The following is a 20792-nucleotide window of genomic DNA, read 5'->3' on the forward strand; positions in this document are numbered from 1 at the left end:
TTTTGTGCCAAAAAATAATGCTCTCAATTTGTTGCTTTTGATCAACATCACATTGCAAAAACGGTAGGGTTATCGTCGTAATTGAAGTATAACTTTTAGTTGGATCTTCATCTTAGCAGGTTCGATAGGCCATAATATTTGTATCATCACATTAAGTCATAAACCTTTTGATTAGCTTGGGGAAAAATATGTTTCAGCAAGAAGTAACAATCACTGCACCGAATGGTTTACACACCCGTCCCGCTGCACAATTCGTAAAAGAAGCTAAAGGGTTTCAGTCTGATATCACTGTCACTTCTCAGGGTAAAACCGCCAGCGCTAAGAGCCTCTTTAAATTACAAACTTTAGGCTTAACCCAAGGAACCGTGGTCACGCTCAGCGCAGAAGGTGAAGATGAGCAACAAGCGATTGAACATTTAGTTAAATTAATGGCTGAGCTCGAATAATTGGCCCGCAATACAATAAGCCCATTGATTATTGGTCAAGCGTAGCTTTACACTCAATGGCTCTATTGAGCCGCTACACTTGGGCGCTTACTTCCAGTATTTACACTTAAGCATCGTTGATTTAAAGGTAAGATTATGATTTCTGGTATCCCTGCGTCACCCGGTATTGCATTCGGTAAAGCACTCCTTCTGAAAGAAGATGACATTGTCATCAATAGCCATAAAATCGATCCAAGCCAAGTTGATCAAGAAATTAATCGTTTTCTTGAAAGCCGCCAGAAAGCCTCTGCGCAGTTAGAGACTATTAAAACAAAAGCAGGCGAAACCTTTGGTACTGAGAAAGAGGCTATCTTCGAAGGGCATATTATGCTGCTGGAAGATGAAGAACTCGAACAAGAAATCATCGATCTTATCCGTAAAAATCACCAAACTGCTGATGCAGCGGTTCATGCTGTTATCGAAGACCAAGCCTCGGCTTTAGAAGAATTAGACGATGAGTACCTTAAAGAACGTGCAGCAGATGTACGTGATATCGGTAAGCGTCTACTGCAAAATATTCTTGGTCTGACCATTGTTGACCTCAGCGCGATTGCTGAAGAATCAATTTTGGTAGCAAAAGACCTGACACCTTCCGAAACCGCACAGCTTAATCTTGAGAAGGTATTAGGCTTTATCACCGATTTAGGTGGTAGAACCTCACATACCTCGATTATGGCGCGCTCTTTGGAGCTACCCGCCATTGTCGGCATTGGTAATATTACCCAATCGGTAAAAAACGGTGACTTTCTGATTCTTGATGCCGTTAATAACCAAGTGCTGATTAATCCTTCTGAAGAGGAAATCACTGAACTTCGTGAAATCCAAACGTCATGGCTAGACGAAAAGCACGAGATGGCCAAACTTAAAGATCTTCCGGCCATTACGCTAGATGGTCACCATGTCGAGGTCTGTGCCAACATTGGTACGGTACGTGACGTGGCCGGTGCTGAACGTAATGGCGCTGAAGGTGTCGGACTCTATCGTACAGAATTCTTGTTTATGGACCGTGAATCGCTTCCCTCCGAACAAGAACAATTTGAAGCCTATAAGGCCGTTGCTGAAGCCGTCGGAGCGCAAGCTGTCATTATCCGTACCATGGATATCGGCGGTGATAAAGATCTGCCTTATATGAACCTTCCTAAAGAGGATAACCCCTTCTTAGGTTGGCGTGCGATCCGTATTGGTATGGATCGTAAAGAAATTCTTCACGCACAGCTCCGGGCGATACTGCGCGCCTCAGCGTTCGGTAAGCTTCGCATTATGTTCCCGATGATTATCTCCGTCGAAGAAGTTCGTATCTTAAAAGCAGAACTCGATACGTTAAAAGCACAGTTGACCGAAGAAGGGAAAGCATTCGACCAAGGGATTGAAGTCGGTATTATGGTCGAAACGCCTGCGTCAGCGGCAATTGCCCATCACTTAGCGAAAGAAGTCGATTTCTTCAGTATCGGTACTAATGATCTGACGCAGTACACCTTGGCAGTCGACCGCGGTAATGACCGTATCTCCCATTTATATAACCCAATGAGCCCTTCAGTACTGTTGTTAATCAAGCAAGTTATTGACGCATCTCACGCTGTTGGAAAATGGACGGGGATGTGTGGTGAGTTAGCTGGCGATGAACGTGCTACACTATTACTATTAGGCATGGGACTAGATGAGTTTAGTATGAGTTCTATTTCTATCCCTAGAATTAAAAAAATTATTCGTAACACTAACTACGAAGACGTTAAAGCTTTAGCTGCTGAAGCCCTTGCGCAACCTACCGCTGAAGAGTTAACGAATATTGTTGATAAGTTTATTAAAGAAAAAACACTTTGCTAACTTATCATAAGTGTTTCGACGTTATTGCTTAGGAGAAGATCATGGGATTGTTTTCTAAACTTTTTGGCGACAAATCGGATAGCGATTCAAGCAACATTGAAATTGTTGCGCCGCTTTCAGGCGAAATTGTCAATATCGAAGATGTACCGGACGTAGTTTTCGCAGAAAAAATCGTTGGCGATGGTATTGCTATTCGTCCTAATGGTAACCAAATTGTGGCGCCTGTTGAGGGCACTATTGGTAAAATTTTCGAAACCAACCACGCCTTCTCTATCGAGTCGGATAACGGCATTGAACTCTTCGTACACTTCGGTATCGATACGGTTGAGTTAAAAGGCGAGGGCTTCAAGCGTCTCGCAGAGGAAGGACAAAAAGTGAAGAAAGGTGATCCTATCATCGAATTCGATCTTGCCTTCCTTGAGGAAAAAGCGAAATCAACCTTAACGCCTGTGGTGATTTCGAATATGGACGAAATCAAGTCCTTATCGAAACTCTCAGGACAGGTCACGGTCGGCGAAACACCGATTATGCGAATCCAAAAATAGTCATAAAAAAGCTCATCCTAGGATGAGCTTTTTTTTACTCTGGCCATCGTGGTAAGCGTATTGAGATTTTCAATCCACCTTCTTGACGGTTCGATGCCGACACTTGTCCATGATGGGCGGTGATCACTTTACGCACGATTGCTAAGCCTAATCCGTAACCCTTACCAGAGAGCGAAGATTGTAAGCGAACAAAAGGATCAAAAATACTCGAAATTTTTTCCTCAGCCACGCCTGGCCCATTATCACAAATCGTTAGCAGTAACGTATCGCGATCAACCTCTAGTTTCACCACAATCACCTGCCCTTGCGATGAATAACGTAAAGCATTACGGAGTACGTTCTCTATTGCACGCCGAATAAGCTCTGCATTTCCACGAACCGTTACTGACTTAAGGCTATCGTAGTGAGCAACTACATCAACTTGCGGCTGCTGAGCTTCGTAACGCACATCAACCAATATCGCTTCCAGTAGCGCGATAAAATCGAAATACTGTTCAATATCAATACCGTCATGTTCCGCGCGCGATAAGGTCAGTAGTTCACCAATCATCTTATCAAGCCGCTCGGTTTCAAGATCGATACGATCGAGGGATTGGGGGATATTCAACTCACTTTGTCGAGCCAATCCTACCGCAAGCTGTACCCTGGCTAATGGCGTGCGTAGCTCATGAGAAATATCATGCAGCAGTGCTTCGCGAGCTTTGACTAGCACATCAATGCGTTCGACCATCGCGTCAAAGTCTTTCGCCACAATCGATAACTCGTCATATCGCCGTTTCATAGCGGGAAATAATCGCACAGAGAGATTCCCACGTGAAACTTGAGCAAAGCCTTCCCGTAATTGTCTTATCGGTCGAGTCATATTCCATGCTAAAAGTAAGCTGAAGAAGATGCCAAGGCAAGGAGCGAAAAACATGATCGGAGTTGGAATATGTAATGAATCATGCCACGAACGGTGATTCCTCTCATCGAACCGCTCTAATCCACTGTAATCCAACTTAATAAGATAAGGCTGCCCCCTATTATCTCTACTTTGCTGGCTGATAACCGTTGGAACGCCGCGCCCTGCTGCGTTGAGATCAGATTCATTACTTGCTACCGGGGAGATCGTTAGCTGCGGCCTCACTTCTGGTTCCCAGCTATCGACCAACGCTTTTACCCCTTCAGGACCGGCTGAATGTGCTAATAACCCGCCAATCGATGCCAGTTGAACTTGCTGTAAACTACGCTGTTGTCTGGCGAATGGCGAGCCATCATCATGGGTAAAGAGCGAAAATCCTAACCAGATGACTTGGCTTATCAGCAGAAAAACAAATAGAAAAGCCACCAACATCTTGGTGAATAATCGCCTCGGATAACGTTGATTCATCGAATTTTGTAACCAATACTGCGTACGGTTTCGATAAAGACTTGGTCGTTAGTGGTTTTTGCGATCTTCTGACGAATATTACTAATATGTACATCGACGCTGCGGTCGTAAGCTTCGCGCGTACGACCTAAGGCTTTCTCTGACAATTCATCTTTGGATACTACGCGGTCCCCTGCCACTAATAACAGTTCGAGCAGGTTAAACTCAGATGCCGTAAGATCGATCGGTTGCTTCTGCCAGGTCACTGAACGCATCGCTGGATTGAGCACAAGCTCTTTAAGGACTAGCGGTTGGTTATCGTTAGGGGTGACAGGTATCTCTTCAAAACGACGCATCACCGAACGTAAGCGCGCGACCAGCTCCCGTGGATAACAGGGCTTAGGCATATAATCATCCGCCCCCATCTCTAAACCTATCACTCGGTCGATATTTTCGCCCTTCGCGGTAAGCATAATGATGGGTAATCGATGGTGCTGGCGTACCTGACGCAATACTTCAATGCCACTGATATCCGGCAGCATAATATCCAAGATCATCGCGTCATAATGCGACTGGTTGATCGCTTCTAAAGCCCGTTTGCCATGGGTAATGACATCGGTATTCATCCCTTCACCCACCAAGTACTGGCTGAGCATCTGTCCTAACTCTTGATCGTCTTCAACTAATAAAATTTTCATATTCAGGCCTCTAACTCACTTTACTTATCATGACGTCTTTTGGTGAGAGATTCTGTTAGTTTTACACAATTATTACGCTTTAACGGCCGTTCCATTGAATACCCCCGTTGAAAGATAACGGTCACCGCGATCACAGACTATGGCGACCACTACCCGCTCAGGATGCGCGTCGGCAAGACTTAACGCCGCCGATACCGCGGCCCCAGAACTTATCCCACAGAAGATCCCTTCTTGCTGTGCCAGCGCGCGTGTCGAATTCTCCGCCCGCTCTTGCGTCATCATCACAATGTCATCGACCCATTGTGGCTGATAGATTGTCGGCTGGTAAGCCTCTTGCCAATGGCGGATACCCGCAATCTGACTTCCTGCCTCAGGTTGTAAGCCAACGACTTGGATCGCGGTATTTTGCTGCTTAAGATAACGACCGGTGCCGCTGATAGTGCCCGTTGTCCCCATACTGGAAACAAAGTGGGTAATCCGACCTTCAGTCTGTTGCCAAATTTCGGGACCAGTGGTCTGGTAATGGGCTAGCGCATTATCGGGGTTATTAAATTGATCGAGAACGATACCCACACCTTGTGCCGCTAAAATTTGTGCGTAATCTCGCGCATACTCCATTCCCTGAGCTTGGTCGACCAGAATTAATTCTGCCCCATAGGCCTGCATTGCGGCTTGCCGTTCGGTACTCATATTATCGGGCATCAATAGTTTCAGCTTATAGCCCAATACTGCACAAATCATCGCCAGCGCAATACCGGTATTACCACTGGTGGCTTCAATTAAAGTATCGCCCGGTTTAATCAGCCCACGTTGTTCAGCCTTTCGTACCATCGACCACGCGGCGCGATCTTTGACCGACCCTGCGGGATTATTACCTTCGAGTTTCACCCATACCTCACCCGCCCCGGCGGAAGGCAGACGCTGTAATTTAACTAAGGGAGTATTACCTATCGTACTTTCTAGGGTGGTCACATTTTTATCCTATCGCTCGAACGCCATCAGCCTAGGTAAGAACCTAGGCTGATGGCAATGCTGACCTTGAAATTATCAGTACGTTTAATTAAAGGCAAGTGGCGCTAAGAGATTGTCTTGTTGATACACTCGCGCTTGCGCCAGATTAAGGTAAACCGTGGTCCCTCGCTCAGGGGCGACCAAGGTTTGACTGACAGCCGAGAGAGGATCTACGTCCAGCCCCTCCACGTCCAAACTCAGTTGCCAAAAATGGCCGCGTGGCGTTACTTCGAGTACTGTCGCCGGTAAGCGATGCAGTGCATCGGGCTGCGCTGACCAGGTCAGCTCCCAAGGACGGAGAAAGAGGTCGATAGGTCCCTGTGCTGCATAAGGTTGGCTAAGTTGCCACTGCTGCTGCCCTACCTGTAAAGATTGCCCGGATACCGTTGCAGATAGGCGGTTAATCTCCCCTAAAAACTCCAACACAAAGCGGCTTTCTGGCTGCTGCCAAACTTGCTGCGGAGTACCGTGTTGCTCAATATTTCCTTGGCTCATCACCACGATGTGATCGGCCACGTCCATAGCCTCTTCTTGGTCATGGGTGACAAAGACACTGGTAAATTTAAGTTCTTCATGCAACTGACGTAGCCAACGACGTAGCTCTTTGCGTACCTGTGCATCTAAGGCCCCGAAAGGCTCATCGAGTAATAATATTGCAGGTTCGACCGCTAAAGCTCTTGCTAAAGCCACCCGCTGCTTTTGTCCACCGGAAAGTTGCGCTGGATAGCGTTTAGCGAACTCCTTCAGCTGTACCATCTCCAAAAGCTTCATCACTTTTTCACGGATTACCGCTTTACTTGGCCGCGTTTTACGCGGCATCACGGTCAGCCCGAAAGCAATATTATCGAAGACGTTCATATGGCGGAATAGCGCATAATGTTGGAAAACAAAGCCGACCTGACGATCCCGTGCATGAACTTGGCTGACGTCACGTCCGTGGAACAGGATTTCTCCTGCATTCTGATTTTCTAACCCAGCAATAATACGCAACAGCGTGGTTTTTCCTGATCCAGACGGCCCCAGTAACGCCACCATCTCACCGGATGGAATATCAAGACTGATATTATTCAATACCTGAGTTTGACCAAAGGATTTGGAAATCTGGTTAATATTAATGCTCATTTTCGCCTGCCTGTGCGCCGTGCTGCTGACGTTCTAAGCGCCATTGCAGTACACTTTTTAAACATAAGGTGACCATCGCCATCATGGCGAGTAAAGCCGCAGCCGTGAAAGCCCCGACAGTGTTGTAATCTTGGTTGAGAAGTTCTACTTGTAAAGGAAGCGTGTAAGTCTCGCCGCGTATCGCACCTGAGACGACGGATACCGCGCCAAACTCGCCGATAGCTCGCGCATTAGTTAGCACCACGCCGTACAGCAACGCCCATCTGATATTCGGTAGCGTGACACGACGAAACATTTGCCAGCCATTTGCGCCCAGCAAAATCGCTGCTTCATCCTCTTGACTCCCCTGACTGAGCATTACGGGTACTAACTCCCGAATCACAAAAGGACAGGTAACGAAAATAGTGACTAATACCATTCCCGGCCAGGTAAACATCACTTGGATATTATGCGCATCTAGCCAGCTGCCGGCCGGACCATTTATTCCCCAAAAGAGGAGATAGAGTAAGCCAACCACTACTGGCGAAATAGCAAAGGGGATATCGTACAAGGTCAGTAAAAACTGCCGACCTGGGAAATTGAAGCGGCTGACTAACCAAGCCAGTAAAGTCCCAAAAAGTAGATTTACGGGCACGGTAATCAGTGCAATTAAGACCGTTAGCCAAATGGCATGCAACATATCGCCGTCACGCAAATTATGCAGGGCAACCCCTACCCCTTCACTGAGGGCCTGCCAAAAAATATAGACGAGCGGCACTAACAAAAAGAGTGCGGCACTGAGCAACGCTAAACCAATCAGTATCCACTTCGTCCAAGGGCGTGATGAAACAGCCATTATTTACCCCCTAAACGACGCCCGTAACGGCTCTGTAATGTATTGATTGTGAATAGCAGGATTAACGATGCCCCCATAATCACCGAGGCGATAGCACTAGAAGCTGGGAAATCAAATTCTTGCTGGCGAACAAAGATGAGTAATGAGATAACTTCCGTTTTCCATGCAATATTACCGGCAATAAAGATGACTGCGCCAAACTCCCCCAAACTACGTGTGAAAGAGAGCGCGGTCCCGGCAAGCAGTGATGGAGCAATTTCGGGCAAAATGACCTTGAAAAAGGCCTGACTAGGGCGTGCGCCTAGGGTTTCCGCGGCTTCTTCATATTCTGGACCTAGCTCTTCCAACACTGGCTGGACGGTACGGATCACAAAGGGAATACTGGTAAAAGCCATCGCGACGGCAATCCCTAACCAAGTGTAAGTCACCTTAATACCGTGCTCTGCCAGCCAATGACCATACCACCCATTCGACGAGAATAATCCCGCAAGCGTTAAACCGGCAACGGCAGTCGGTAGAGCAAAAGGGAGATCCATCAAGCCATCCAGAAATGTCCGGCCCGGGAAACGGTAGCGCGTGAGTACCCATGCCATTAATGTTCCAAATACGGCGTTAAATAATGACGCTATCGCGGCCGATAATAGCGTAATTTTATAAGCAGCGACTAATTGTGGGTCACTGATGACTCGCCAATATTCAGCCCACGTCATCTGCGATAACTGCATCAATAACGCGCTGACCGGTAATAGTAAAATCAAACAGGTAAAGAATAAGCTTGTCCCAAGACTCAAGCCAAATCCTGGTAAAACGCGACGTTGACGTGAAAAAATCATAGTGATGACCCTGCTGCCTGCAATGTATCGAACTCCCCTTGCGGTGCGAAGTGAGACTGCATGGCTTTTTGCCATGAGCCAAACTGCTGTTCAACCGTGAAAAAATGAACGGGTGTAAAATGTTGTTGTGCCACAGCACTTGGTGTCGCGTGGTAAGTACGGTAATAAAAACGCGTTAAAATATTTTGCGCCTCGGGTTGGTAAAGGAAATTTAAGTAAGCTTGTGCAAGATCAGTAGAATGATCGCGCTCAGTATTGCGATCAATCCACGTCACCGGAAATTCCGCTTTAATATTAGTCTGCGGAATGATGACTTGGTAGTGCTGGTCAGGATAATGCTGTTGCAACGTACGAGCTTCAGCTTCAAAAGTAATCAACACATCGCCCAATTTCTGATTCACAAAACTTTGGGTTGCCCCACGCCCACCAATATCGGCAACCTGCGTGTTGTTTATCCATTGCCGCATGGCTTTACGTACAGCGGCATCATCATGCCCATAAGCAATAGACAATGCCCCCCATGCCGCTAACCAAGCATAACGACCATTTCCGGAAGTTTTAGGATTGGGGTAGATAAGCTTCACGCCTGGCTTAACTAAATCCTGCCACGCTGCGATATGGAGGGGATTGCCACGGCGAACGACTAGCGCCATGATCGAGTAGTAAGGTGAGCTATTGTTGGCTAGGCGTTGCTGCCAATCCTCTGGGATCAGTGACCCTCGGTCATGCAGTATTTGAATATCAGGCACTTGATTGAAGGTCACCACATCGGCACGCATCCCTTGCAAGATAGCAAGAGCTTGTTTAGAAGAGCCACCATGTGATTGACGGATAGTCAGTTTATCTTCGGGATGCTGCCTATCCCACTGTTGGATAAACACTGGATTCAATTGTTCATATAGCTCGCGTGACACATCGTAAGAGCTATTGAGTAACTGAGCTGGATAGGCAGACGGTGCAGCAAGCAACAGTAGGCCTACCACCGATGATTTGTACCCTCTCTTCATACCTGAAAATTCCAATCTCAACCTCAGTCAATCTAGAAGTAATCAGTGTATTTATAAGCATAAAAAAGCAGTAATGGTTTTATATACCGATTACTGCTGTGTAATTGCTAAAAAATATATAACGGCTAGGCGTGCCAAATAATCTCAGAGAGTGTCCACTGTTTAAGCGTAGCGTCTGCAGGCATGATGCCCGATGGTCCACTAAACTCGCCTTGATAGATAACGTCAAGATGTTGGCTGTTTGGCACTTTACATTGTACATGCTGGCTATCACGGCCTGGTTGGCAGTTACCATAAGCTTTTTGGAAAAGTGCTGAGAACGGTGCACCAAATGCGATACCTTTAGGGGTGCCTACTTCGCTATCCGATACACTGATTTTATTAACCGACCCATCGCCATAGAACGTCATCGCGACCTGTTGATCTTTCATCGCTTGGATATAACTTTCTATCTGCCCATTACGCGTTCCCATTCCTTGGCGGATCCGATAGTCGCTACCAATACCTTGACTAATCGCCTCAGCGTTAAAGGGAGTTGAACGGGTAATTTTCCCCACCCCTTGCTCGCTCACGGCGATTGAAGCGCCAAACCAGTTCCAAGGCAGTGCGGACGACCAGCTATAGCTTAAAGGATTCCACCAATGGACGCTGCTGCTTGATGTCTCAGTCTGGTGGCTGGAACCCGCACAGCCGCTGAGCAGTACCGCACTGGCAAACAGTGCACAGGGTAACGCTTTCATTTCTATTCCTCTTGCATAGTAGATCAATGCTACTAGGAGTGATCTTCGCTGAAAAAGTTTACTGTAACGCGTTTTTTATTGAATGAAACACCGTTTTAGGCGACTCATTGTCAGTAACGCGGCTTCAGTTAACAGATCGAACAAGGTTAACAGCAGTAACAGCGGCGAACTTTCTAAAGCGACTCTATTCCATTGACTTAATTGCCATGCGCAGAGCAGAGCCCCACTGATAAGCAAAGTATAGCGACAGATGCGCCAGCTACGGGGAAAACGTTGACGGTAGCCACTAAGCCCCATACAGATTAACGCCGGTAAGCCCATCGCTAAACCGATATAAAAGGTCGAAGTCTCCGGCACAAACAGGCGTAAGAGCGTGTCACCTTGTTGCCGTGAGGCGCCTGCCATCACCAACAATATCCAAGCACGAGCCTGATATAACAAAATAGCCCACAGCAAAAAGGGTAGAGGGGCCGCACTCCCATCTGCTTCGATATCAAAATCGTCCATCATCGGAGGCGATTAATATTCACGATCTTCGATCAAGCGTTTTCCAAGGCTGGTGACTTCATTAATCTCGTAGTCCAATTTTTCATAAAATCCCAACACCAAATCATTATCATCACGGATTTGAAGATTGAGCTTAGGACAGCCTCGAGCAATTAACTTTTTCTCTAATCGGTTCATCAATGCATTGGCAAAGCCGCGTCCTTGGTAATCAGGATGAACGGCAAGATAATAGGCTGAGCCGCGATGACCGTCATAGCCCCCCATCACACTCCCTACGATTTGTCCTGAAAGGACAACGACAAGAAAAAGATCAGCATCATGGCGTAATTTACGTTCGATATCGAGTTCAGGATCATTCCAAGGCCGTAACAGATCACAACGCTCCCAAAGCGTAATCACTTCATCGATATCTTGTTGTTCAAAAACACGAATTTCCATTTTTTGACCTCCCCTCGGCGAAAACCAACTATTATGCGTGTGTAGTAGGGTGTTAGAAAAGGCAATACTCGGTAAAAGCCTGAAATATTTCAATGTTAGCAATATCGCTAATGTTATTATATAACCTAATTATTAATAGTAATTCTCATTAACTCTTCACGGATCTGAATCTAATGAAAAAATTGGCCTCACTGAAACAATTAGTCAATCGCCGCCAATTACTCTTTTCCGGTCTCGCGTTGGCTGTGCTTTCGCCACGCGCCGTACTGGCCGAAGAGTCGCGGATCCCGGTATCTCGTCAACGCCATTCGGCAGCAAAAAAGAGTCAATCGGGGAAATTTATTGTCATGCTAGACCCCGGTCATGGCGGCATCGATTCTGGCGCGGTCGGTGAAGAAGGCTCGATGGAAAAGCATGTTGTTCTAGAGATTGCCAATACAGTACGCCAATTATTGAGTAATCACCCACATATCGAAGCGCGGTTAACGCGTGACAGTGATCATTTCATCCCCCTTTATCAACGGGTCGAAATTGCGTCGCAGCATGGGGCATCACTCTTTATGTCAATCCATGCTGACGGCTATACTGACCCCTCTGCTCGTGGCGCCTCGGTTTTCGCCCTCTCCAACCGCGGGGCTAGTAGTGCGATGGCACGTTATCTGTCTGATCGTGAAAATAATGCCGATGCGGTTGGCGGTCTTAAAGTGCAACAAAAAGACCAATACTTGCAGCAAATCTTATTCGACCTAGTTCAGACCGACACCATTAAAAACAGTCTAACGCTTGGCAAGCACGTTCTCGATACGATTCGTCCCGTGCACCATTTGCACAGTCAACATACCGAACAAGCTGCATTTGCCGTATTAAAGTCCCCTTCTATCCCCTCTGTGTTAGTAGAAACTTCGTTCATTACTAACCCAAGTGAAGAGAGGCTACTTGGCACCACAGCATTTCGTAAAAAAATTGCTGGCGCTATTTCTGATGGTATCGTCAACTTTTATAATGAACAGCAACGCCGTAATCGCCGAGTCAGTTGATTCATTTAATGTTCAATGAAGGTTGTAGAAACAGATCATGAGTACGCAAACAATCGAGCAAGTAAAACAATTCCTCCTGTCGTTACAGGATACTATTTGTCAACAATTAGCCGAACTTGATGGCCACGCTTCGTTTCTCGAAGATGACTGGGTTCGAGAAGCAGGTGGTGGCGGGCGGACTCGCGTTCTCACTCAAGGTAAACTGTTCGAGCAAGCGGGCGTAAACTTCTCCCATGTTTATGGCGACCAAATGCCTGCTTCAGCCACCGCCCATCGCCCGGAGTTAGCCGGACGAAGCTTTCAAGCGATGGGAGTCTCGTTAGTCATCCATCCTAATAATCCCTACGTCCCGACCAGCCACGCCAATGTCCGTTTTTTTATTGCTGAAAAACCCGATGCAGAGCCAGTCTGGTGGTTTGGCGGTGGCTTTGATTTAACACCCTTTTACGGTTTTGAAGAAGATGCCCAACATTGGCATCAAACCGCTGCTGACCTATGCCGCCCATTTGGTGATGACGTCTACCCACACTATAAAAAATGGTGTGACGAATATTTCTTCTTACGTCATCGTAATGAGCAACGCGGTATTGGTGGACTCTTTTTTGATGACCTGAATACCCCGAACTTCGAACACTGCTTCGCCTTTATGCAGGCCGTTGGCTTAGGGTTTTTAGACGCTTACCTTCCGATTGTTAAGCGACGCCATGCAACGCCTTACGGCGATCGCGAAAGACAATTCCAACTTTACCGGCGTGGGCGTTATGTTGAATTCAATCTATTATGGGATCGCGGCACACTCTTTGGGATCCAAAGTGGGGGTCGGACTGAATCTATCTTGATGTCGATGCCTCCGCTTGTTCGCTTTGAATATGATTATCAAACAGAGGCAGATTCTCCAGAGGCAAGACTGACCGAAGATTTTTTGATCGTGCGAGACTGGCTATAATGTAAGGGCTCGGTGTCGACTGCCGAGCCATCATCATTGCTTATAAAAAGAAACATAATAATTCGTCCTTTTTCTAATAAGCGTGTTGTAAACCCGCTATTATCAGTTCTGACTTCTATTCACTGTCTATGGACCGCTCTCCTTTGAAAAAACTAACATTATCCCTTGTTGCAACGCTCATTATCTCTGCAACCAGTCCCAGCTTTGCTACCCCGAGAGTTGCTCCGCAAGTTAGCGCCGATATCGTGCAACGCTATGCACAACAAATTTACCAACAGACCGCCGCGGCCAGTATGACGATGGTAGTGATTGATGGTAACCAACACTACTTCACCAGCGCGGGTGAGACCCGTCGAGGAAGCGGTGTTCGCCCAACGAAAGAGAGTGTTTTCCGTCTTGCATCCATCAGTAAGCTGTTCACCAGCGAAACTCTGGTTAAACTGGACCAACAAGGTGTCGTCAAGCTTTCCGATCCGTTGAGCAAATACACACCTAAAGGGATGACCGTCCCGGCTTTTCGCGGTTACACTATTAAGTTACAAAATCTTGCGACGCATACCGCAGGACTTCCCCGCGAGATGCCGGGTGGACGCGCAAACCGCCCCGTTTTTATCTGGCCGGAAAAATCCTCACGCTGGCAGTGGCTGCAGCATGCCAAGCTAAAATCAATTCCCGGTACCGTTGCCGCTTACTCGAATTTAGGCTTTGATTACCTCGCTGATGCGCTCTCTCAAGCCAGCGGAAAGCCCTATCCTCAGTTAGTGCAATCGTTAATTACCCGTCCGTTAGGAATGAAAGATACGACCTTCACACCTTCCCCCGATCAGTGTCGTCGATTAATCATTCCACGCGATCATGCTAGCCCTTGTAATAACACCCTCGCGGCGATTGGCAGTGGTGGACTGTACTCGACAGCTGACGATATGGAACGCTGGATGCAGCAGTTCCTATCCAGTTCAATTCGACCTCGCTCTCCCCTCGCCAGCACTTTACAGCGAGTAGTCTATCCGCGTAGTCAGTTAGTACGGATGAACGGTATGGATGTTGCGGGCCCTGCTAGCGGTTTAGGATTAGGGTGGGTCCATATGGATGCGATGGGAAGCCAACCAGCGCTGGTCGAAAAAACCGGTGGTGGCGGCGGTTTTATGACCTATATTGTGATGGATCCGCGTAGTAACGTCGGTGTCTTTATTGCTGTTGCCCGTGCACCAGGCAGCCATTTTACCCCAATGAGCCAAGGGGCTAACCAACTGGTGACGGCTTTAGTCAATAACCGTTAACCTTCAATGCATCAGGCCATCATTCAACGAGGTGGCCTGAATTATTCAGCTATGCAGTGAGACTTACTGAGTATTATCGATAACTTACCATTCAATTATTCATTGAAACCAATGAAGCCGAGCCAATCGAATTTTTGACTAAGAGTCTTCGCCGTGTAGCGCTAAAAAATACAGGTCAACCGCGATTTTCTCTTAAGTCCCCTTTCACTTTTAAGCTGATTAGAAGAGGATTGTATTGGCTTGAAAGAATTTATCTCACCCTGATAGTTCCCTCTGAAGACCGATCCCAATGCTGTTATAAAGCCTTCTCTAAAAAATTGATAAAGAGTTTTACCGATGCCGTTTGATATCGTCCGGGTAGCTGATGAAGTTGAAGGGTTCGTTCAGCTAAAGTGTTATTGAGTAAATTCCGCATGATGAATGGTGGATCGTTAGCCTCAGACCTTATCGTAAATTGACTACAAAAAGTGATAGCCAAAGGATTAAGCATCAGAAAATGATAGAGAGATGAAAAATTATTGCAGGTAAACATTGGTTCGATAAATACCCCATGTAATTGACAGGATAAATCAAAAAGCTGGCGAACTGTGGTGGTTTGATCAGGTAAGGCGATGGGATAACTACTTAGGTCTTGTAGGCTAAATGACTTTACTGCTAAGGGGTGTTTCGCAGACATCGCCACCATAATCGGCGCAGGCCAGCTCCCCAGTACCTGTACTCTACGTTCTGAATGCAAGCAAAACTGTAACGCCAAGTCACAGCCTCCACGGTTAAGGTTTTCTAAGATTTGACTCGAACTTCCCACTTTAAGATGAAAGCTAACCGAAGGGTATTGCTGGCGAAACTGTGAACACAATGCAGGCAGTAGGTTCCACGCTAAACCATCGGGGCAGGCGATATTGATGGTTGTACGCTGTAAAGCCGTACGTCCTTTCATCTCTGAGAGCGTGCTTTCCATAGCTTGCTGACTCTGGCGCACATGGCGCTCAAAAATACGTCCAGCCTCAGTCAATGTCATACCACGAGCATGCCGCTCAAATAGAGGGACTCCCGTCTTATCTTCTAATTGTTGTATCTGGCGGCTAATTGCAGAGGTTGCTACAAAGAGATGCTGACTCGCAGCACTGAGTGAACCCGCGTCAACCACTGCAAGGAAATATCGGACTTCAGTCGTTAGCATAAATTTGCCTCTAAAAAGTGCATGCTACTTATTCGTGCAGGTCAGCCTTGCTTTTATAGCAACGCTTGTTTGTTTTTTTGTTGATTGTATCAAAGCTCACCCCTCACTTAGATTACTCATACAACATAAAAAAATACAAATTGGACAGAGATATGACAGCAGAAAAAGTTATGGATGCCGCAACCACTTGGTTTGATAGTGGGGAATTTAAAAACGTCTTAGCTAGGCGAATCGCCATCCGTTCAGAGAGCCAACGTGATGATCGTGATAATGAAATTAGACTTTATCTAGAACAAGAAATTACCCCCGCTTTTGAAAAAATCGGTTTCATAATCACAACTCTGCCTAATAGGTCGGCTCCAGCACGGCCTATGCTATTAGCGACACGTATCGAAGATCCGTCTTTACCCACCCTACTTTGCTACGGGCACGGTGATGTTGTGTTTGGGGAAGAAGAAAGTTGGCGAGAAGGATTAATACCATGGCAATTGATTGAGGAGGATGATCGTTGGTATGGACGTGGCAGTGCTGATAATAAAGGCCAACATTCTATCAATATTGCGGCATTAGAACAGATTTACCAATTCCGCGGTGGTCGTCTCGGTTTCAATTGTAAGTTCCTTTTTGAAATGGGTGAAGAAGTCAGCTCTCCTGGACTGGCAACCATCTGCCAGCAGCATAGCGACGCATTAAGCGCAGATGTATTTATTGCTTCGGATGGCCCAAGAGTCGATGCTGTTAGCCCGACCTTATTTCTTGGCTCTCGAGGTGCAGTCAACGTTAAGCTATCCATTAATGCTCGAGATAGCGATTATCATTCCGGTAACTGGGGGGGATTACTGTCAAATCCCGCTACACGTCTTTGCAACGCGATAAGTACATTAGTCAACAGTCAGGGACAGATACTGGTTAATGGGTTAAAACCCCCTGCTATCACTGAAAATATGCGTAAAATTCTCAGAGACATTACGTTGAGACCTAGTGCAAATAGTCCAGAAATCGACGTTAATTGGGGCGAGTCGGGGCTCACGCCTGTTGAACGTCTCTATGGCTGGAATACTTTAGAAATATTGGCTATGAATGCAGGAAAGATTGATTGCGCTATGAATGCCATACCCGGTCAAGCCACAGCGATTTGCCAGTTACGTTTTGTCGTCGATACTGATTGGGAGAATATCGGTACTTACCTCACACAACACTTAGTAGAACAGGGATTCAATGATGTAATAGTCGATGTACTACGAGGCTCAGCGGCCACCAGGCTGGATCCTAATAATCCTTTAGTCGATTGGGCGCTAGAATCCATACAAAAAAGCAGTGGTAAAAAAGCAACTTTACTTCCTAACCTCGGTGGTTCTCTCCCTAATGACGTCTTCGCAAATATCTTAAAACTCCCAACGCTTTGGATACCTCACTCCTACCCGAGTTGCGGTCAGCATGGCGCTAATGAACATATGTTGAAGTCCATTGCCAAAGAGGGGCTAAAAATAATGACGCACTTATTTTGGGAGTTTGGTGAAAAAGGGTTGGAGATCGTTGCCAATCATCGTAGTTATCAACAAAAACAGGGGGATTCATAATGGATGCGACGAGCTACACAACCCCACCTTTGTATAAAACGCTCTTCGCGACTTGTGTCGGTAATGCCCTTGAATGGTTCGACATTGCCGTTTATGCTTTTTTTGCCCGTTATATCGCTAATGAGTTCTTCCCAACACAAGATACATCAGTCTCGATGTTACTCACTTTTGGAAGTTTTGGGATATCGTTTCTCATCCGACCACTGGGTGCCATTATTCTAGGAAGCTATGCGGATCGATATGGCAGAAAAAATGCCCTGCTTTTATCGATAACGCTTATGACCATTGGCTGCGCAATGATCGTTTTGATGCCCGGTTATGCAACAATAGGACTGGCTGCTCCACTTTTAATTTTACTCGCGAGGCTTATTCAAGGGTTCTCTGCTGGAGGAGAGTTTGGAAGTTCCACCGCTTTTTTAGTCGAACATTTTCCACAACGTAAGGCTTTTATTGCTAGTTGGCAATTTGCCACACAGGGCGCAAGTACATTACTTGCTTCAGCCTTCGGCTTAGGATTAACGCAATGGCTTTCAGAAGATGATCTCCAACAATGGGGGTGGCGGATACCTTTTATCTTTGGATTACTAATTGGGCCTGTTGGACTCTACATACGCCGTAATATTCAAGAGCCAGTTCATTTCACTTTAAAGAAAACAGCTCATTCTCCTCTGAAAATTTTAATTGCTAGTCAGCATAAGCCATTATTTCTTGCCATAGGATTGATGGTTATTTCTACCGGTATTAATTATATGTTGAATTATATTCCGGCATTTGCCACCGAAAATTTACATTTAGACAGTAAAAGTGCATTCGCCGCGACCTTGATGGGTGGCGTTATTTTAACGGTCGTAACACCATTGGTAGGACTGATGGCAGAGAAAATAGGAAGACGCCCCTTAATGTGGACCTCACTCACACTGCTCATATTGACCATCTATCCTGCTTTTAGGGTAGTGGTGAATTATCATACCACTACTTTATTAGTCTTATTAGTCAGTTGGTTGGCTTTACTAAAGTCGATCTATTTCGCTACGCTGCCCTCAATGATGGCTGATTTATTCCCTATCGATACGCGAGCTAGCGGAATGGCTATTAGTTATAACGTTGCAGTGACAGTATTTGGAGGTTTTGCCCCATTAATATGTAGCCTCTTGATTAACCTTACTGGGACTTCATTAGCGCCAGGCTACTATTTAATGGCGTTAGTGATATTCAGTAGCTATGCACTCTTTCGGGCGAAATCCTATCAAGTTTCTCAAATTAGATGATATAGCTTCTAAACATTGATTAATTTAGTGAATATGGCCGCCTTAAAGAAGGTGGCCTTTTTACTAATAAATAATATTTCGTTACCCATGACTATAAGTTCAGTCATTTGTTACTGATGAATAATTAAGCTATCAGTCTTTGGTGAATATCTCGCATTTTATTGAATCGGTAATTCCGATAAATAACTTTTTACAGGCTTAATTATTCAGACTTTACGAAAAAAAAATAAGTAAAAAAACGGCACCGTCTATGACGATACCGTTTTTATGCTGTACCCGCCTAGGGTTTATCCCCGAGTTAACTACTCTTCGTGATGCGCAGAAAGATGTTGCTGCTCACGTAACGACACTTCGTGTACTCGTTTACGCACTCCGAACCAGCCGATGATTAATAGAATAATAATCAGCGGTACTGAGGCAATAGTGTAAGTTCCATTCGGATAATCGAAAGCCATTAGCACTAACACGCTCGCTAGGAACAACAGCGTCAACCAAGACGTGAACGGCGCTCCAGGGAGTTTGAAGGAGATGTCTTCCGCTTTACCTTCGCGAATCGCTTTACGTAAACGTAACTGACACAGCACGATAAAGGCCCATGAACTGATAATACCTAATGAGGCAAAGTTCAGAACGATTTCGAACACTTGGCTTGGCACATAATAGTTCAGTACCACACCGAAGATGTAGATGACAATCGTGGCAAGAATCCCGGCATAAGGCACTTGCTGGCGACTCATTTTGGACATAAAGCGTGGCGCTGAACCACCCATCGACATAGAACGTAAGATACGTCCAGTCGAGTATAGGCCAGAGTTAAGGCTCGATAATGCCGCCGTTAATACCACGATGTTCATGATACTACCGATATAGGGTACGCCTAATTTACTAAAGAATGTCACAAAAGGACTTTGACCCGCTTGATAGGCATTCCATGGCAGTAGCAGAACAAGTAATACCACCGAACCGACATAGAACAGACCAATTCGCCAGATCACGCTATTGATCGCTTTGGGTACCATGATTTTAGGGTTTTTACACTCTCCTGCCGCCGTACCGACTAACTCGATTGAGGCGAAAGCGAATACGACCCCTTGCACTAAGACAAAGGCAGCCATTATCCCATGTGGGAAAAAGCCTCCGTTATCAGAGATCAAGTGGAATCCTGTCGTGTTACCGTCGAGGGGTTTACCGCTTCCTAAGAAGACTACACCCACCACTAAGAAAATCACGATGGCCAAGACTTTGATAAGCGAAAACCAGAATTCCATCTCCGCAAACCATTTAACCCCGACCATATTCATGGTGCCCACAATCGCTAACGCACCCAATGCAATCACCCACTGTGGGATATCGCCGAAGGCTCCCCAGTAGTGCATATAGAGCGCCACGGCAGTGATATCCACGATGCCGGTCATCGCCCAGTTCACAAAGTACATCCAGCCTGCCACGTAGGAGGCTTTCTCACCCATAAACTCACGGGCATAAGAGACGAAGCTACCGCTTGATGGGCGGTGCAAGACTAATTCTCCCAGTGCACGCAAGATGAAAAATGAGAAGATGCCACAGACTAAATAAACCAGTGCGAGGGCTGGACCTGCGAGTTGTAAACGTGCCCCTGCGCCGAGAAAAAGCCCGGTACCAATTGCTCCGCCAATTGCTATCATCTGTACTTGACGGTTCCCCATCTCCTTACGATATCCGGAGTCATGGGAGTTTAACCACTTACGTCTGGCGTGCTGTAAATCAGCCGCTGTTTTTTTTGTATTTTTCATAGTTTTCCTGTTTGTCCACTTCTACAGCAAATCCCCTCTACCGCATCAGCACAGGTGAAAATTGGCGAATTTATCCAGAGGGTGATGAATCCTACCTGCAAGTCGCTGAATTCGTAAAGCCCTGTAAAGAATTAATCTACGTTAACGTTTGCTCTTTTAGTTAAAAAACAATACAAGTCATTGTTAATAAAGGTTTTTTATTTATAAAAAGGTTTAACTCATTTCATGATACTGTTCACAGTTTCTCTGTCGACCGAAAAACGCTACGCGACAAGGGTTTCCCACCCATCAAAGGGTAGAAAATATGGGCTAAATGCGGCATTATCCTTGATTAAC

At 46.2% G+C, this 20792-nt stretch carries 20 protein-coding genes; 8 read left to right on the top strand and 12 right to left on the bottom strand.

Annotated elements, in window-relative coordinates; translation table 11 throughout:
* Nucleotides 1-188 precede the first annotated feature (188 nt).
* The 3 genes from ptsH (at nucleotide 189) to crr (ending at nucleotide 2854) form a co-directional block, all read left to right on the top strand.
* Nucleotides 189-446: a phosphocarrier protein Hpr gene (gene ptsH, locus QJR74_RS09830; RefSeq protein WP_062812147.1), complete on the top strand. Its 258-nt coding sequence runs from the start codon at nucleotides 189-191 to the stop codon at nucleotides 444-446.
* Nucleotides 447-581: 135 nt separating this feature from the next.
* Complete coding sequence (gene ptsI / locus QJR74_RS09835; RefSeq protein ID WP_304371692.1) at nucleotides 582-2309, top strand: phosphoenolpyruvate-protein phosphotransferase PtsI; 1728 nt, start codon at nucleotides 582-584, stop codon at nucleotides 2307-2309.
* Nucleotides 2310-2350: 41 nt separating this feature from the next.
* Entirely contained in the window at nucleotides 2351-2854 is a 504-nt protein-coding gene (gene crr / locus QJR74_RS09840) for a PTS glucose transporter subunit IIA (RefSeq protein ID WP_304371693.1), read from the top strand.
* Nucleotides 2855-2888: 34 nt separating this feature from the next.
* Here crr and QJR74_RS09845 read toward each other — a convergent pair whose 3' ends face one another.
* The 10 genes from QJR74_RS09845 to QJR74_RS09890 all read right to left on the bottom strand — a co-directional run bounded on the left by QJR74_RS09845 (nucleotide 2889) and on the right by QJR74_RS09890 (nucleotide 11393).
* Entirely contained in the window at nucleotides 2889-4223 is a 1335-nt protein-coding gene (locus QJR74_RS09845; RefSeq protein WP_304371694.1) for an ATP-binding protein, read from the bottom strand.
* The gene (locus QJR74_RS09850; RefSeq protein WP_304371695.1) at nucleotides 4220-4900 is read right to left on the bottom strand and encodes a response regulator transcription factor; all 681 of its coding nucleotides are present in this window, start codon (nucleotides 4898-4900) and stop codon (nucleotides 4220-4222) included. Before QJR74_RS09850 ends, QJR74_RS09845 begins: the two co-directional genes overlap by 4 nt.
* A gap of 72 nt (nucleotides 4901-4972) precedes the next feature.
* Entirely contained in the window at nucleotides 4973-5872 is a 900-nt protein-coding gene (cysM, locus tag QJR74_RS09855; RefSeq protein ID WP_304371696.1) for a cysteine synthase CysM, read from the bottom strand.
* Between the two features lie 84 nt (nucleotides 5873-5956).
* Nucleotides 5957-7033 (bottom strand): sulfate/thiosulfate ABC transporter ATP-binding protein CysA, encoded by a 1077-nt coding sequence (gene cysA, locus QJR74_RS09860; RefSeq protein WP_304371697.1) that lies wholly within the window; start codon nucleotides 7031-7033, stop codon nucleotides 5957-5959.
* Nucleotides 7023-7868 carry a sulfate/thiosulfate ABC transporter permease CysW gene (gene cysW / locus QJR74_RS09865; RefSeq protein ID WP_304371698.1) on the bottom strand — a complete coding sequence of 282 codons (846 nt, stop codon included), beginning with the start codon at nucleotides 7866-7868 and terminating at the stop codon, nucleotides 7023-7025. The genes cysA and cysW overlap by 11 nt, the downstream gene beginning before the upstream one ends.
* Complete coding sequence (gene cysT, locus QJR74_RS09870; protein ID WP_304371699.1) at nucleotides 7868-8701, bottom strand: sulfate/thiosulfate ABC transporter permease CysT; 834 nt, start codon at nucleotides 8699-8701, stop codon at nucleotides 7868-7870. Before cysT ends, cysW begins: the two co-directional genes overlap by 1 nt.
* Nucleotides 8698-9708, bottom strand: coding sequence for a thiosulfate ABC transporter substrate-binding protein CysP (gene cysP / locus QJR74_RS09875; protein WP_304371700.1), 1011 nt, complete (start codon nucleotides 9706-9708; stop codon nucleotides 8698-8700). The genes cysT and cysP overlap by 4 nt, the downstream gene beginning before the upstream one ends.
* Before the next feature lie 125 nt (nucleotides 9709-9833).
* Nucleotides 9834-10448, bottom strand: a complete 615-nt coding sequence (locus QJR74_RS09880) for an RpoE-regulated lipoprotein (protein ID WP_304371701.1) — start codon at nucleotides 10446-10448, stop codon at nucleotides 9834-9836.
* 75 nt (nucleotides 10449-10523) lie between these two features.
* On the bottom strand, nucleotides 10524-10958 hold the full coding sequence (locus tag QJR74_RS09885; RefSeq protein ID WP_304371702.1) for a DUF2919 family protein: 435 nt from the start codon (nucleotides 10956-10958) through the stop codon (nucleotides 10524-10526).
* 9 nt (nucleotides 10959-10967) lie between these two features.
* Complete coding sequence (locus tag QJR74_RS09890) at nucleotides 10968-11393, bottom strand: GNAT family acetyltransferase (protein WP_048912396.1); 426 nt, start codon at nucleotides 11391-11393, stop codon at nucleotides 10968-10970.
* Between the two features lie 173 nt (nucleotides 11394-11566).
* On the opposite strand from QJR74_RS09890, the gene amiA reads away from it, so the two are divergent.
* The 3 genes from amiA (at nucleotide 11567) to ampH (ending at nucleotide 14656) form a co-directional block, all read left to right on the top strand.
* On the top strand, nucleotides 11567-12430 hold the full coding sequence (amiA, locus tag QJR74_RS09895) for an N-acetylmuramoyl-L-alanine amidase AmiA (protein WP_304371703.1): 864 nt from the start codon (nucleotides 11567-11569) through the stop codon (nucleotides 12428-12430).
* A gap of 37 nt (nucleotides 12431-12467) precedes the next feature.
* Nucleotides 12468-13376: an oxygen-dependent coproporphyrinogen oxidase gene (hemF, locus tag QJR74_RS09900; protein ID WP_304371704.1), complete on the top strand. Its 909-nt coding sequence runs from the start codon at nucleotides 12468-12470 to the stop codon at nucleotides 13374-13376.
* Nucleotides 13377-13519: 143 nt separating this feature from the next.
* A complete protein-coding gene (ampH, locus tag QJR74_RS09905; protein WP_304371705.1) occupies nucleotides 13520-14656 on the top strand; it encodes a D-alanyl-D-alanine-carboxypeptidase/endopeptidase AmpH in 1137 nt (378 codons plus the stop codon).
* A gap of 295 nt (nucleotides 14657-14951) precedes the next feature.
* Here the strand turns inward: ampH and QJR74_RS09910 are convergent, their stop codons facing one another.
* Nucleotides 14952-15836: a LysR family transcriptional regulator gene (locus tag QJR74_RS09910; RefSeq protein WP_304371706.1), complete on the bottom strand. Its 885-nt coding sequence runs from the start codon at nucleotides 15834-15836 to the stop codon at nucleotides 14952-14954.
* A gap of 152 nt (nucleotides 15837-15988) precedes the next feature.
* Here QJR74_RS09910 and QJR74_RS09915 point away from each other — a divergent pair, with 152 nt between their 5' ends.
* On the top strand, nucleotides 15989-17416 hold the full coding sequence (locus tag QJR74_RS09915; protein WP_304371707.1) for a M20 family metallopeptidase: 1428 nt from the start codon (nucleotides 15989-15991) through the stop codon (nucleotides 17414-17416).
* On the top strand, nucleotides 17416-18684 hold the full coding sequence (locus QJR74_RS09920) for an MFS transporter (RefSeq protein ID WP_304371708.1): 1269 nt from the start codon (nucleotides 17416-17418) through the stop codon (nucleotides 18682-18684). The genes QJR74_RS09915 and QJR74_RS09920 overlap by 1 nt, the downstream gene beginning before the upstream one ends.
* Before the next feature lie 302 nt (nucleotides 18685-18986).
* Here the strand turns inward: QJR74_RS09920 and ansP are convergent, their stop codons facing one another.
* Nucleotides 18987-20456 carry an L-asparagine permease gene (gene ansP / locus QJR74_RS09925; RefSeq protein ID WP_304371709.1) on the bottom strand — a complete coding sequence of 490 codons (1470 nt, stop codon included), beginning with the start codon at nucleotides 20454-20456 and terminating at the stop codon, nucleotides 18987-18989.
* Nucleotides 20457-20792: the final 336 nt, after the last annotated feature.

This window comes from Tatumella ptyseos (assembly GCF_030552895.1).
In the GTDB taxonomy this organism is placed as follows: Bacteria; Pseudomonadota; Gammaproteobacteria; order Enterobacterales; family Enterobacteriaceae; genus Rosenbergiella; species Rosenbergiella ptyseos_A.